Origin of the sequence: Mesorhizobium sp. AR02 (genome assembly GCF_024746835.1) — a bacterium.
In the GTDB taxonomy this organism is placed as follows: Bacteria; Pseudomonadota; Alphaproteobacteria; order Rhizobiales; family Rhizobiaceae; genus Mesorhizobium.
Genome location: NZ_CP080531.1, coordinates 1,075,346 through 1,089,603 on the forward strand (window position 1 = coordinate 1,075,346; position 14,258 = coordinate 1,089,603).

Annotated in this window: 12 protein-coding genes and 1 riboswitch; of the genes, 11 read left to right on the forward strand and 1 reads right to left on the reverse strand. The window is 59.4% G+C overall.

The genetic code is table 11. From position 1 onward, the window contains the following. Positions 1 to 39 precede the first annotated feature (39 nt). The 9 genes from DBIPINDM_RS09655 (at position 40) to DBIPINDM_RS09695 (ending at position 9,773) form a co-directional block, all read left to right on the forward strand. Positions 40 to 1,128, forward strand: a complete 1,089-nt coding sequence (locus DBIPINDM_RS09655; RefSeq protein ID WP_258585510.1) for an MFS transporter — start codon at positions 40 to 42, stop codon at positions 1,126 to 1,128. Further along, entirely contained in the window at positions 1,125 to 1,892 is a 768-nt protein-coding gene (locus tag DBIPINDM_RS09660; RefSeq protein WP_258585511.1) for a TIM barrel protein, read from the forward strand. Before DBIPINDM_RS09655 ends, DBIPINDM_RS09660 begins: the two co-directional genes overlap by 4 nt. A 177-nt stretch (positions 1,893 to 2,069) precedes the next feature. After that, positions 2,070 to 2,185, forward strand: a riboswitch (TPP riboswitch). Between the two features lie 104 nt (positions 2,186 to 2,289). Further along, positions 2,290 to 4,125: a phosphomethylpyrimidine synthase ThiC gene (gene thiC / locus DBIPINDM_RS09665; RefSeq protein ID WP_258585512.1), complete on the forward strand. Its 1,836-nt coding sequence runs from the start codon at positions 2,290 to 2,292 to the stop codon at positions 4,123 to 4,125. After that, complete coding sequence (thiO, locus tag DBIPINDM_RS09670) at positions 4,122 to 5,120, forward strand: glycine oxidase ThiO (protein ID WP_258581254.1); 999 nt, start codon at positions 4,122 to 4,124, stop codon at positions 5,118 to 5,120. The genes thiC and thiO overlap by 4 nt, the downstream gene beginning before the upstream one ends. Continuing rightward, complete coding sequence (gene thiS / locus DBIPINDM_RS09675) at positions 5,089 to 5,286, forward strand: sulfur carrier protein ThiS (RefSeq protein ID WP_258585513.1); 198 nt, start codon at positions 5,089 to 5,091, stop codon at positions 5,284 to 5,286. The genes thiO and thiS overlap by 32 nt, the downstream gene beginning before the upstream one ends. A 3-nt stretch (positions 5,287 to 5,289) precedes the next feature. Further along, positions 5,290 to 6,063, forward strand: a complete 774-nt coding sequence (locus DBIPINDM_RS09680; protein ID WP_258585514.1) for a thiazole synthase — start codon at positions 5,290 to 5,292, stop codon at positions 6,061 to 6,063. Further along, positions 6,060 to 6,665 (forward strand): thiamine phosphate synthase, encoded by a 606-nt coding sequence (locus DBIPINDM_RS09685; protein WP_258585515.1) that lies wholly within the window; start codon positions 6,060 to 6,062, stop codon positions 6,663 to 6,665. Before DBIPINDM_RS09680 ends, DBIPINDM_RS09685 begins: the two co-directional genes overlap by 4 nt. Further along, positions 6,656 to 7,417, forward strand: coding sequence for a hydroxymethylpyrimidine/phosphomethylpyrimidine kinase (locus tag DBIPINDM_RS09690; protein ID WP_258585516.1), 762 nt, complete (start codon positions 6,656 to 6,658; stop codon positions 7,415 to 7,417). The genes DBIPINDM_RS09685 and DBIPINDM_RS09690 overlap by 10 nt, the downstream gene beginning before the upstream one ends. Before the next feature lie 925 nt (positions 7,418 to 8,342). After that, positions 8,343 to 9,773 carry an NAD-dependent succinate-semialdehyde dehydrogenase gene (locus tag DBIPINDM_RS09695; protein ID WP_258585517.1) on the forward strand — a complete coding sequence of 477 codons (1,431 nt, stop codon included), beginning with the start codon at positions 8,343 to 8,345 and terminating at the stop codon, positions 9,771 to 9,773. A gap of 115 nt (positions 9,774 to 9,888) precedes the next feature. Here the strand turns inward: DBIPINDM_RS09695 and DBIPINDM_RS09700 are convergent, their stop codons facing one another. Continuing rightward, positions 9,889 to 10,668 carry an IclR family transcriptional regulator gene (locus tag DBIPINDM_RS09700; RefSeq protein ID WP_258585518.1) on the reverse strand — a complete coding sequence of 260 codons (780 nt, stop codon included), beginning with the start codon at positions 10,666 to 10,668 and terminating at the stop codon, positions 9,889 to 9,891. 523 nt (positions 10,669 to 11,191) lie between these two features. Between DBIPINDM_RS09700 and DBIPINDM_RS09705 the strand changes: the two genes are divergently transcribed. Next, entirely contained in the window at positions 11,192 to 12,715 is a 1,524-nt protein-coding gene (locus DBIPINDM_RS09705; RefSeq protein WP_258585519.1) for a class I adenylate-forming enzyme family protein, read from the forward strand. Positions 12,716 to 12,825: 110 nt separating this feature from the next. Then, complete coding sequence (locus DBIPINDM_RS09710; RefSeq protein ID WP_258585520.1) at positions 12,826 to 14,202, forward strand: aminotransferase; 1,377 nt, start codon at positions 12,826 to 12,828, stop codon at positions 14,200 to 14,202. Positions 14,203 to 14,258 lie beyond the last annotated feature (56 nt).

The following is a 14,258-nucleotide window of genomic DNA, read 5'->3' on the forward strand; positions in this document are numbered from 1 at the left end:
TTTCTCAGCACAGGGGCACTCGTCGCGGCTTGGGCGCCATTGGTCCCGTTCGCCAAATCCCGGCTGGGCATTGATGACGGACAGCTTGGCATCCTTTTGCTGTTCCTTGGCGGCGGCTCGCTGGTCGGAATGCCCTTGACTGGTCTTCTAACGGCACGCTTCGGATACCGTCTGATCATAATTTGCGGAACGCTTGTGGCGGCTGCGGTCCTGCCGATCCTGGCCGCAGGCATGAGCGTTCTCGGGATGGCGGTTGCCCTTGCGGTATTCGGCGCCGCGATCGGGGCCATCGATGTGGCAATGAATGTCCAGGCCGTCATTGTCCAGAAGCGGATGGGGCTTTCCCTGATGTCCGGCTTTCATGCCTGTTACAGCATTGGGGGAACTATCGGAGCGGGCGGGCTAAGCGCATTGCTCAAACTGGGAGCTAGCCCGCTCCAAGCATGCTTGGCCTTAGGAATTCTGATGTTTGTCGCCGTGTCCTCGCGGGCAATGGGCTTCATCCCCCTCGCCAACGATGGGGGCAAAACCACTCCGCTGTTTGTTGTCCCAAGGCCACTGGTTCTGTTTATTGGACTTTTCTCCGCGCTAGTGTTCATGGCAGAGGGAGCGGTGCTCGACTGGAGCGGCGTGTTCCTGTTGCAATATCGCGGCGCCGAGCCTTATGCGGCGGGATCTGGTTACGCCGCTTTTGCCGTGGCGATTACGGGAGGACGGCTTATCGGCGACCGACTTGTCGATGCGGTGGGAGGTCGTCGCGTGCTCTTAGGGGGCGGACTGATCTCGGCAATTGGCTTCGTGGTGGTTTTGGCGCTCCCTTCGCAACTGTTTGCATTGTGCGGGTTCATGCTTGTTGGCTTCGGCGCCGCAAACATCATCCCGCTCATGTTCAAAGCTGCCGGAGTGCAGACGTCAATGCCGGCAAACCTTGCAGTCGCCACCGTCACCACGCTGGCTTATGGCGGCCACATGCTCGGACCGGCTTTTATCGGGTTGGTCGCACATTTCCTGGATTTGCGCGTTGCCTTTGCCATGCTGGCGACGACTATGGTCTTTGTCGCCTTTGCGGGTCGCGCGGTACTGGCCGACAGTAGCCGTGGCGGCCAAGAAGCTGTGAACCAGCTATGAAACTTTCCGCTTGCATAGAATGGCTTTACGCCCCTGAAACAGCAAATTTCGCAGATCGTATATGGCTTGCACGGCAAAGCGGCCTGGCGGCCGTCGAATTCTGGAGGTGGACTGATAAGGATCTTGACAGTATCGATCTTGCGCTGCAGGCCACCGAGATGGAACTAAGCAGCATCGTAGCTGAACCTATGATTTCGCTGACCGATATCCGAAACCAGAGCATTTTTCTCGAAGGTCTCAGACGTTCGATTGCCACAGCAAGGAGGCTTGGCGCCCCAGTGCTTATCGCCCAGGCGGGCGATGAGCTTTCTGATGTCTCCCGACATGATCAAAAGAAGGCGCTTGTCGAAACATTGAATCTTGCCGGCGAAATGCTGAAGGGAAGCGGCGTTCGTATTGGTCTTGAACCACTCAACACACTGATAGATCACCCCGGATACTTCCTGCCTTCGACGGTCGAAGCCCTGGAGATCGCTGCCGCAACCGGGCGCCCAGAGATCGGGATCGTTTACGACATCTACCATTCTGCCGTTATGGGCGAAGAAACCGAAGTTGTTATCGGCGGCAATATTGATCGCGTCTTCCACATTCATATTGCCGATCATCCCGGGCGCAACGAACCAGGGACTGGTGGTATCGATCTGAAGAAGCGGTTGGACTGGCTTCTCGCCCGAGGTTACAGCGGTTTCATCGGACTGGAGTATAGACCGGTTGCTCCAACGTCCAAATCAGTCGACGCTTGTCGAAGAGTGCTATCTCAATGAGAGGTGAAATTCTTTAATAAATTCGCTGGTTTGGCCGGACTTAGTGGTTTTGAGAGCGGTTGACCAGATTCTTCTGCCGCACCACGCTTCAGCCTTTCCGCACGACTTGATTGGCGACCGATCAGCGCCGCGGGCCAAATGCGCTTGACAAAATAGCGCCGGCCCGTTCAATTCGGCGCATTCACCAGGGGGGGTCCCGGCAAGGGGCTGAGATACTGCTGGCTTTCGCGGCGCAGTGACCCGTTGAACCTGATCCAGTTCATACTGGCGTAGGGACGGTGCAAGCGCTTTGCGGGAGTTCACGCCCGAAGACCTGTTTTCCAAGCAGGGCGGCCAAAGCGTCTCATCCTTCCGGTACAGAACTGGGTCTCCAATGCATGAGCAAAGGAGCCTCAAGATGAATGCCCTCACCCCAGCCGTCTCAACGGGACCGCTGCCCGCCTCACGGAAGATCCACAAGTCCGGCGTCCTCCATCCGCACATCAAGGTGCCGATGCGCGAAATCTCTGTCCATCCGACCGCCGGCGAGCCGCCCGTCACCGTCTACGATCCGTCCGGCCCCTATACCGACCCGACGGTCGAAACCAGCATCGAAAAGGGCCTTGCCCGGCTTCGCCACGAATGGATTACGGCACGCGGCGATGTCGAAGCCTATGACGGCCGCCACGTCCGGCCGGAAGACAATGGATTTGCGGCTGGCGAGCGGCTGACGCCAGAATTTCCGGTCCGCAACCGGCCGCTCAGGGCCAGATCAGGCAAGGCAGTGACCCAGCTCGCCTACGCGCGCGCCGGCATCGTCACACCCGAAATGGAGTTCGTCGCCATCCGTGAGAACCTCGGCCGCGAGATCGTCCGCGGCAAGCTGCAACGCGACGGCGAAGCCTTCGGCGCGGCGCTCCCCGATTTCGTCACGCCCGAATTCGTGCGCGATGAGGTGGCGCGAGGGCGGGCGATCATTCCCGCCAACATTAACCACCCGGAGAGCGAACCGATGATCATCGGCCGCAATTTCCTGGTCAAGATCAATGCCAATATCGGCAACTCCGCTGTCACCTCCTCGATGGCCGAAGAGGTCGAAAAAATGGTGTGGGCGATCCGCTGGGGCGCCGATACGGTGATGGACCTCTCGACCGGCCGCAACATCCACAACATCCGCGACTGGATCGTGCGCAACGCGCCGGTGCCGATCGGCACAGTGCCGCTTTACCAGGCGCTCGAGAAGGTCGGCGGCATCGCCGAGGATCTGAGCTGGGAGGTCTACCGCGACACGCTGATCGAACAGGCCGAACAGGGCGTCGACTATTTCACCATCCACGCCGGCGTGCGGCTGCACTACATCCCGCTGACCGTCGACCGGGTCACGGGCATCGTCTCGCGCGGCGGCTCGATCATGGCCAAATGGTGCCTGCACCATCACCGGGAAAGCTTCCTTTACGAGCATTTCGCGGAGATCTGCGACATCTGCCGCGCCTATGACGTGTCCTTCTCGCTCGGCGACGGTCTTCGTCCCGGCTCGATCGCCGACGCCAATGACGCAGCACAATTCGCCGAGCTGGAAACGCTCGGCGAGCTGACGCAGATCGCCTGGGCCAAGGATTGCCAGGTGATGATCGAGGGGCCCGGCCACGTGCCGATGCACAAGATCAAGGAGAACATGGACAAGCAGCTCGCTGTCTGCGGCGAGGCGCCCTTCTACACGCTTGGACCGCTGACGACCGACATCGCGCCGGGCTATGACCACATCACCTCCGGCATCGGCGCGGCCATGATCGGCTGGTTCGGCACCGCCATGCTCTGCTACGTCACGCCCAAGGAGCATCTCGGCCTTCCCGATCGCAACGACGTCAAGATTGGCGTGATCACCTACAAGATCGCCGCCCATGCCGCCGACCTGGCGAAGGGCCATCCGGCCGCGAAAGTCAGGGATGATGCCCTTTCCCGCGCGCGCTTCGAGTTCCGCTGGGAGGACCAGTTCAACCTGTCTCTCGACCCCGAAACCGCGCGGTCCTTCCACGACCAGACCTTGCCCAAGGAGGCGCACAAGCTGGCGCACTTCTGCTCGATGTGCGGACCGAAATTCTGTTCCATGCGTATTTCTCACGACATCCGCGCCGAGGCACAGAAAGAGGGCATGGCGGCGATGGCGGCGAAATACCGCGAGGGCGGCGATCTCTACATGCCAGCTGGCGAGACCGACGCACCGCTCATGCCAGAGGCGCCGGAACCGTCATGAGGGTGTTGGTCAAAGGGGCCGGCGTCGCCGGCCTCACCGCCGCCTTCGAGCTCGCCGCCCGCGGCGCGACGGTCACAGTCGCCGAGACCCGGCATGGCATCTGTGGCAACGCATCGTGGTTCGCCGGCGGCATGCTGGCGCCATGGTGCGAGCGTGAAAGCGCCGAGCAGCCTGTGCTGGATCTCGGATGCGACGCTGCCGACTGGTGGGATGCGGTGCTGCCGGGTCAGGTGACACGCGCCGGAACACTGGTCGTGGCCGCGCCGCGCGAGGCGGGCGAGCTTGACCGGTTCGCCAGCCGCACGTCCGGCCATCGGCGTGTCGATGAAGATGAGATTGCGCTCCTGGAACCCGACCTCGCCGGCCGCTTCAGGCGCGGACTGTTCTTCCCCGATGAGGCTCATCTCGACCCGCGGCACGCGATGGCGGCACTTCATGACAGGCTCGCTGCCATGGGTGTCGAATTCCGCTTCGGCGCCGATGCCCGGCACATTTCCGGTTTCGATCGCCGGATCGACTGCACGGGGATGGCGGCAGAAGACGACGGCCTGCGCGGCGTGCGCGGCGAGATGCTGATCCTGCGCACGCCGGACATTTCGCTGTCACGCCCGGTCCGGCTGCTGCATCCGCGCTTTCCGCTCTATGTGGTGCCGCGTACCGATCACCGTTTCATGGTTGGCGCGACGATGATCGAAAGCCAGTCCACAGGACCGGTCACGGCGCGTTCGATGATGGAGCTTTTGGGCGCGGCCTATGCTCTTCATCCGGCCTTCGGTGAGGCTGGCATCATTGAGACCGGCGCCGGCGTCCGTCCGGCCTTTCCCGACAATCTGCCGCGTGTCGAGGAATGTGGAAGCACCGTCGCGATCAACGGGCTCTATCGCCATGGTTTTCTTCTCGCCCCCGCCATGGCGCGCCAGGCGGCCGACCTGGTTTTCAATCAAGGAACCAAGGAGCTTGCGCATGAAACTGATGGTCAACGGCGAAGCGCATGAGGTTGCCGCCACCACACTGGCCGAGCTGCTTGCCGCGCTCGACTATGAGGGCGATTGGCTGGCAACGGCCGTCAACAACGATCTCGTGCACAAAGCCAACCGGGCAGTATTCCAGTTGAGTGACGGCGACCGGATCGAAATCCTCTCGCCCATGCAGGGAGGCTAGACCTTGTTCGATCTTTTCGGAACGAAGCTTGCCTCCCGCCTGCTTCTCGGCACCGCTCAATATCCGTCGCCGGCCATCCTTGCCGATGTGGTCAAAGTGTCGGGCACGTCGGTAGTGACGGTCTCGTTGCGGCGTGAGATGGCGGGCGGCAAGGCCGGCGAAAAATTCTGGTCGTTGATCCGCTCGCTGGATCTCAGAATCCTGCCCAACACTGCAGGCTGTCACTCCGTCAAGGAAGCGGTCACGACCGCAAAAATGGCGCGTGAGGTCTTCGGTACGAACTGGATCAAGCTCGAAGTGATCGGCAACCACGACACGTTACAACCAGACGTGTTCGGCTTGGTCGAAGCCGCCCACATCCTGTGCGAGGACGGTTTTGCGGTTTTCCCCTATACCACCGACGACCTTGTTGTCGCCGAGCGGCTGCTTGCGGCGGGCTGCAAAGTCTTGATGCCATGGTGCGCACCGATCGGTTCCGCCCTCGGGCCGGTCAACATCATGGCGTTGCGCTCGATGCGCGGACATTTCCCTGGCGTCCCGCTGATTGTGGATGCGGGGCTCGGACGGCCGTCGCATGCGGCCACCGTCATGGAACTCGGCTTTGACGCGGTGCTGCTGAACACGGCGGTCGCCAGGGCGGCCGATCCGGTCGGCATGGCGCGTGCGTTCGGCAAGGCGGTCGAGGCCGGCCATGAAGCTTTCAACTCGGGAATGCTCGAACCGCGCGACGTCGCCGTGCCATCGACGCCGACAATTGGCAGGGCCGTTTTTTCATGAAGCTCGATCCCTTCTACCTGATCGTCGACAGCGCTGCCTGGATCGAACGGCTGGTGCCGCTTGGCGTCAAGCTGGTGCAGCTTCGCATCAAGACCTTGGATGAGGCCGGGTTGCGCGCAGAGATTCGCAAGGCAAAGGCCTTGTGCGCCCAGCACCACTGCCAGCTCATAGTCAACGACCATTGGCGCCTGGCAATCGAGGAAGGCTGCGACTTCGTCCATCTCGGCCAGGAGGATTTGCAAACCGCCGACCTCTTGGCGATTCGGGCAGCTGGCCTAAGGCTCGGACTGAGCACGCATGATCATATCGAACTGGAAACGGCGATGGCCGCCCAGCCCGACTACATCGCGCTCGGCCCCATCTACCCGACCATCCTGAAGAAGATGAAATGGGCCCCGCAAGGCGTCGAACGGATCAACGAGTGGAAGCGCCGGGTAGCACCGATTCCTCTGGTCGCCATTGGTGGCCTCAACCCGGACAGGCTCGACGGCGCCTTTGCGGCCGGTGCGGACAGCGCGGCGGTGGTCACCGACATCACATTGAATGCCGATCCCCAAGCGCGCACGAGAGAATGGATCGAAAAGACAGACCGATGGCGCTGAGGCGAGACCCGCATGTGCTTGTCGTCGGTGGCTCGGACTCCAGCGGGGGTGCCGGAATTGCGCGCGATATCGAGACGATCTCTTCGATTGGCGTGCGCACCTGCCTAGCTGTCACCGCGCTAACGGTGCAGACGCACGACGCCGTCATGGAAATCCATCATTCGCAACCCAGTCTGGTGGCCGATCAGATGCGCGCCGCGCTGCAGGCCAACGAGGTGGCGGCCATCAAGATCGGCATGCTGGCAACGGCCGAGATCATCGATGCCGTTGCCGCAGTGCTGCGCGAAAATCCGCAGGTGCCGGCAATCCTCGACCCCGTGCTCGCCTCGACCTCAGGCCGGGCGCTGCTGGAAGCAGGTGCCATCGCCGTCATGAAGCGCAATCTGATGCCGCTTTGCCGTCTTGTCACACCCAATCTCATCGAGCTGGCGCTCCTGGTTGGCTCGGAACTGGCGGTGGATGAGGACGGCGCACTGTTGCAAGGCCAGGAATTGCTGGCCGCCGGAGCGCAGGCCCTGCTGATCAAGGGCGGCCATGCATCGGGACCTCGATCAACCGATATTCTGTTGCGCTCCGATCAGGAACCTATCCGCGTCGACATGCCCCGCCTTGCCGCGTCGATGCGCGGGACTGGCTGCATGCTGGCCAGCGCGATTGCGGCGCATCTGGCGAATGCGAGATCACTCGAATACGGCGTGCGCTCAAGCAAGCTGTTTGTTTTCGAGAAACTCCGGAAGAATGCAGCCGAATGACCGGGGCTTTATGGTCCAGTCGATCGGCCCACGGGTAACCGCTCTCCCGCCAAGCGAACGTCCGTGTTTCGACACCTCAGCCGTTGAATGACTGACATGGCCGCCGATTTGCACGCCATAGTACGCCGCAGCCCTCTGCGAGACTGAACGGGATTTACTTCCGAAGCAACGACATGTCAGATCAGCCAAACGGTCAGAAAGGAGTGGAGGAAATGGTCGACATCATCTGACGTGCATCGAAAAACGGACATCGTGAGAGCAGCCGTTTCTACGCTGCGACCTCAGTTCCCTACTCCCACTCGATTGTTTTTAACCCAGCTAGGTCATTGATCTAGCTGGGTTTTTTCTTGCTTGCGGCACCGAAAGCCGACTCACATGGTCCGTCAAAAAGTTACGCTTTTGATTTTAAAGGGAAATAGGTAGCACATTAATGGCGACTGTCTGGCCCCTAGGTGAGCCTCGAAACCGCCGGCCTCGAGCAACGTCCTCACGCAATGTCGACTCGCCTTGATGTTCTGGATCGTTACCTCAAGTCAGGCTGAAGTTCTTTATCCCGAAAAGAATTGGTGGGCCCGGAGGGACGTCGTCTTATCAACAAAATCAAACAGTTAGCGGATGGTTCGCCACACCATATCCTTCGTATGTTCTCGTATGGTCTGGCGAACCAAAGGACAACAAGGAGGGATGAACCCGTCTATCAACTTCTCAACCACTGCGCACACACCTGTTCTTTCGGCGCGACAATCGGGCGATTTTCTGCATTTTGCGGCTTTGGACGAGACCGCCTCCGGTGTCTCGAATAGTACCAACCAGACCATTCCACCTCTCATTTCAATCGCGTGCGCGGATCTCTGCCGACCCCAGTTGACATCAGTCAGCGATATTGCTATACAATTTTAGTTATTGTATTGCACTAGGAGAGGCTATGCGAGATATCCAGCTTTTCGTCGATGGCGTTTGGAGGGCCGGGTCTAGCGGCGCCAGTGCACCAGTTCTGGACCCCGCCACGGGCGACATCATAGGAACCGTCGCTTTGGCAGCCGTCCGGGATCTTGAGGAAGCAGCTTCGGCTGCATCTCGAACGTTCTCGGCCTGGAGAAAAGTAAGTGCGCTTGATCGATGCCAGATCATGCGAAGCGCGGCCGCCTTGATGAGGAGCAGGGCTGAGCAAATTGCTGCACTCATCACGAACGAGCAGGGCAAATCAATTCAGGAGGCCCTATCGGAAGTCCGGAATGCAGCCGATGTCGTTGAATGGTTTGCTGATGAAGGCCGCAGGGTTTTCGGCTGGACTATTCCGCCTCGAGTGCCTGGATCGACAGCGGTAGCTTCGCGTGAGCCAATCGGCCCAGTGGCGGGCTTTACACCCTGGAACTATCCCGTTGGCCAGGCCGCGCGAAAGATAGCCGCAGCGTTGGCCGCTGGATGTACCATTGTACTCAAGGCAGCGGAGGAAACACCCGCCTCAACCGCGGAACTGGTACGTTGCTTTGACGAGGCTGGCGTGCCGGCGGGTGCTCTCAACCTCGTCTTCGGAATTCCCGCCGAAGTCTCGGGGCATCTGATACCGCACCCGTCGATCCGAGCCGTGACCTTCACGGGCTCGACTTCCATCGGGAAGCGTTTGACCGCGCTTGCCGGGCTGCACATGAAGTCATGCACGATGGAACTTGGTGGTCATGCGCCCTGCCTTGTGTTCAAGGACGCGGATATCGACAACGCTGTCGAGGTCCTGGGATCCAACAAGTTCCATAACGCTGGGCAGTCGTGCATAGCCCCAACGCGGATTCTTGTTGAGTCTTCAGTCTATGATGATTTTCTCACGCGTTTCACCGCTTACGCCAGCACGGTTCGGATGGGCGCAGGCATAGACCCTCAGTCGATGATGGGGCCGCTAGCCCATAGCCGCCGACCTGATGTGGTGGATGCGCTGGTGCAGGATGCAATTCAGTGCGGAGCGAAACTCGTTCACGGCGGTCGCCGCTCTGGCAATCATGGATATTTCTATGAGCCGACAGTTCTCGCCGAAGTGCCCGCCGAAGCCCGCATCATGAACGAAGAGCCGTTCGGCCCTGTCGCGATCCTGAATCGTTTTCGAACAGTCGATGAAGCAATCGACGAGGCAAATCGGCTTAATTGCGGGCTTGCTGCCTATGCCTTCTCGCGTTCGTCGACGACTATCCAAAGACTGTCGACGGAGATTGAGACAGGCATGATCTCGATCAACCACTATGGCCTTGCCTATGCCGAACTACCATTCAATGGAATCAAGGATTCAGGTTTCGGCAGCGAAGGTGGCTACGAAGCTCTCTCGGAGTTTCTCACAACCAGGTTCGTGGCAACCCTCGCTCATTGACTGGTCATCCTCCACGACACGCGAGAGCATCAGTCGGCAGCTGAGCAGCGGTATCTGAAGCCCGGGCATTCTGCGGCTCCGGCTGCCCTCGCCTTCAGGCGCTGAGGCTATCGCATCAAAAAGAGATTCCCCGCGCTGCCGCGGTCACCAAGCGAGGGAACGTTTCTAAAAACTGGGTTCGCTCCATCCTTGCGAGCGGAACAGCTACACTAACGGCGGCGATGACATCGCCACTTGCGCCAATGATTGGGGCCGCGACGGATGCGTCTCCAAGGTAGATTTCGTCGAAGGCGGCAGCATAACCGCTGTGCCTTGCTTCAGCGATGCGCGCCAAAATATCTTCGACCTCGATCGGAGTGGAGGGGGTGTAGGCTTTGAGGTCCGATCGCGAAATGATGTCTCGAACCGAGTCATCAGGCATTCGGGACAGGATCGCCCTGCCCGGAGAGGTGCAAAATGCCGGCAGGCGCGAGCCTGCAATTACATCTGTATTCAGCATCCGTCGGCTCAAATAGCGCGACAAAAATACAACTTCTGTTCCATCAAGGACCGTTAGGCTAACTGCCTCCTCGGTCTCCTTGCTAAGGTGCAGCAATATCGGCATTGCTTTATCAACCAGGCGTGACGCGCGCGTGTAGTGATAAGCGAGATCCAGCGTTTTGATCGAGAGCTCAAACTGCCGCGTTGCGGGGTCTTTGCGGAGGTAGCCCAACTGAGTGAGCGTGTGTGTGAAACGCTGCGCTGTACTGAGATCCATGCCGGTCATCTGGGAGATCTGTGACAATGTGAGCGAGCCATGCCCTTTGTCGAAAACAGTCAACACCCGGAAAGCCTTGGCAACAGATTGGACCATAAGCGGGTCTTCGCGCTTCACACTACTTGTCTCGTCCTGCATCAATCACCCGTTTGCGTGCGCATCCCCGGTCGGCCGAGGCAAAATTCGAAAGCGACTGGCTTGGCCAGCGAGGCAGATCCTTTGGGAACGATTAGCCGCTTCGTGATCGCTCCGCAATTTTCGTGAGACCCAACCTTCGGCTCAAGCAGTCAGGCGGCCTGAACCATCGTCCTAAGTGTGTCCGCTGGGTCAAGGACGACGGCGTCTATCGTCGGAATCGAGCTCCTTCTGCTCACGAACTTAAAACGTATTTTTTCGCGCTTGACCATAGCGGCAATCTAATTGCAATATGTGTAATGCAATATAAGTTATTGCAATGCAGTTTTCAATCAATCGCTGTGCCAGGACATGTTGGAAGAATTGAACGATGCGATCCGCCGTCCAGCCCCACCCACCAAACGGTGTTCAGCCTCGACTTCACTGCCTGGCGACGTCTTCGTCTTGTGGCGGCGATCGCAAGACCAACACACCTGGCATTCGGATCATGGCTGCCCGATCAGACCAAAACGAGGTTTAGTCCAAGATGAAACTGCGTGGATTGATAGCTCGGCTGCAAGAATTGGCAAATGAATCGCCGCACAAACTCTATGCCGAAACGACATCTGGCAAAATTACTATTGACCAGATGGCGGCGGCGGCTGAAGCCGTTTCCGTCCAACTATACGACCGGGGCCTTAGGAAAGGCGATCGGGTGATCGTGATGATGGCCAACAGCCTTGGCTCGTTGGCCATCATCCACGGCCTGCTGCGCGCCGGGCTGGTATGGGTTCCCGTGAACCCGACGTTGGTGGGCGAGCCCTTGGCACATGTAATCCGCATGACCCAACCTGGTCTAATTTTGTGCGATCCTATGCTCGATCAGCAGCTCGCTGTCGTGGACTGCTGCGCGTCGCCGATCGAGGTGATCCATAGTCGCGGCTTGCCCGTGGGACGGCCAATGTTCGACGGCAAATTCCCTGAGGCGAATGATTTGGCCGCGATCATGTTCACCTCGGGCACGACCGGTCCCGCCAAAGGCGTCATGGTCAGCCACATGATGCTAGAGCTTGCTGCCGAAGCCGTCGCGCTGAGCGCAGACCTGAGGCCCGGCGACAACCTCTTCATGTGGGAGCCATTCTATCATATCGGCGGCGCCCAGGTCCTTATGCTGCCGATGATACGCGAGGTGCACCTTACGATCGCAGATCGGTTTAGCGCCTCTCGCTTCTGGCAACAGGTCGCAGAAGGGGGCTGTACGCATATCCACCATTTGGGCGGGATCATTCAGATCCTGCTGAAACAACCAGACTCTGTCTGGGATCGCGAGCATACGGTTCGCATTGCCTGGGGTGGGGGCTGCGCCCCGGAAGTGTGGCGCCGTTTCGAAGACAGGTTCGGCGTTCAAATTCGAGAATGCTACGGCATGACCGAATGCTCGAGCCTTACGTCATGGAATGACGAAGGTGTTGTGGGGTCGGTGGGTCGCGCCGCGCCCTGGTTCAGCATCCATCTCAGAGATGACAGCGGCCGCCTTCTCGGCCCTGGAGACGGACGCGGAGAAATCATCGTAACAACGTCGCTACCCGGCGCGATAACTGAGGGCTACTATTGCAACCCGGCGGCTACGGCGGCGGCGATCCGAGAAGACGGATTCCACACCGGAGACCTGGGCTCATGGGGTATCGGCGGACACCTCCACTTCCATGGCCGAATGAACGATTCGGTTCGTCGCCGAGGTGAAAATGTCTCGGCATACGAGGTCGAAAGCGTCGCCGTACGCCACCCCGACGTTTTGGATGCGGCGATGATAGGGGTGCCGGCCGAGATCGGAGAATCTGAAATTCAGCTCTTCATTCAACCGAGGCCCGGAACCAGGCCAGATCCAGCCGGTATCTGGGCCTGGATGTCGGGCCACCTCGCACCTCACCAACACCCCCGTTACATCGCGGTAGTGACGGAGTTTCCGCGCACCCCAAGTCAGCGGATCCAAAAGCACCTGCTGCCTGTCGACCCGGCCAATCGCTGGGAGCGTCATCAGGCGCCAAGGGCCAAGGACAAGGAGCCTTGATGTCCATGCCAACAAGCCGGGGCAGTCCCGTCAAGAACCATGGTCAGCACCGACCAGTATGGACGTTCAGCCGGGATGCATCAAAAGTCAGATCGAGAAAGGGAAACGCCATGGAAAAAGTTCGGCACGATAACGTTGGAGAAGCCTTGCGCGCGCACATGTTCGTGCCCGCACAAGATATGGCCAACCTTGGAAAGACCTCGCAACCTGTTTTGGTTCGAGGAGAGGGCATTTATGTTTACACCGAGGACGGCCGCAGGCTCATCGATGGCCCGGCGGGCATGTGGTGCGCTCAGGTCGGCTATGGTCGCAAGGAGATCGCCGATGCCATCTACAACCAGGCGATGACGCTCCCTTATGCTTCGCCCTGGTACATGGCGACCAGCCCCGCCGCCCGGCTGGCCGAGAAAATAGCCAGCCTCACACCGGGCGATCTTAACCGAATTTTCTTCACCACAGGCGGCTCCACCGCTGTTGACACAGCCCTGCGCTTCACCGAGTTCTACAACAACGTTCTTGGCCGGCCGCACAAAAAGCGGATCATCGTGCGGTTCGACGGCTATCACGGTTCAACTTCGTTGACCGCAGCTTGCTCGGGGCGCGCCGGCAACTGGCCCAATTTCGATATTGAGCAAGACCGTATCTCTTTCCTCTCCAGCCCGAACCCACGGTCGGCCGGGAATCGCAGTCAGGAAGAATTCCTCGACGACCTGGTAACTGAGTTTGAAGACCGGATCGCCAAGCTCGGTCCAGAGACGATCGCCGCATTCCTTGCGGAACCGGTCCTGGCCTCAGGCGGCGTAATCATCCCACCAAAGGGCTATCATGCGCGCTTCAAGGCTGTGTGTGAAAGGTTCGACATCCTCTACATCTCGGACGAGGTGGTGACAGGTTTCGGCCGATGCGGCGAATGGTTTGCGTCTGAAAAGGTCTTTGGCGTCATTCCGGATATTATCACCTTCGCCAAGGGGGTGACCTCAGGCTACGTGCCGCTAGGGGGGCTCGCCATTTCGGACCGGGTGATGTCGCAGATTTCAGGCGACAATGCCAAGGGAAGCCTGTTCACGAACGGCTATACCTATAGCAACCAGCCCGTTGCGTGCGCTGCTGCATTGGCCAACATCGAATTAATGGAGCGTGATGGCATCATACAACACGCTGGCGAGATGGCTGATTATTTCGCAGCATCTCTGTGCACGCTGTCCGCGTTGCCGGGTGTTGCAGATGTTCGATCGGTGGGATTGGTCGGGTGCGTCCAGTTCCTCGTGGATCCGACGCAGCCTGCAACAAGTGAAGCGGACAAGGCCTTTACGCGCAAGATGGAAGAGCGCTGCTTTTCGCACGGCTTGATCGTTCGGCCCGCGAATGACCTCTGCGTGATATCGCCTCCGTTGATCATCAATAAGGAGCAGATTGACGTTGTGGTCGAGATCATGACGCGTTCGATCCTGGAAGCCGCGCAGGCATACAATTTGGTCGCTGCCTAGCATTCGAACGAGTTTGATTGTTGGAGTAAGTGAGGCATGGGTCGCGATGCGGCCTA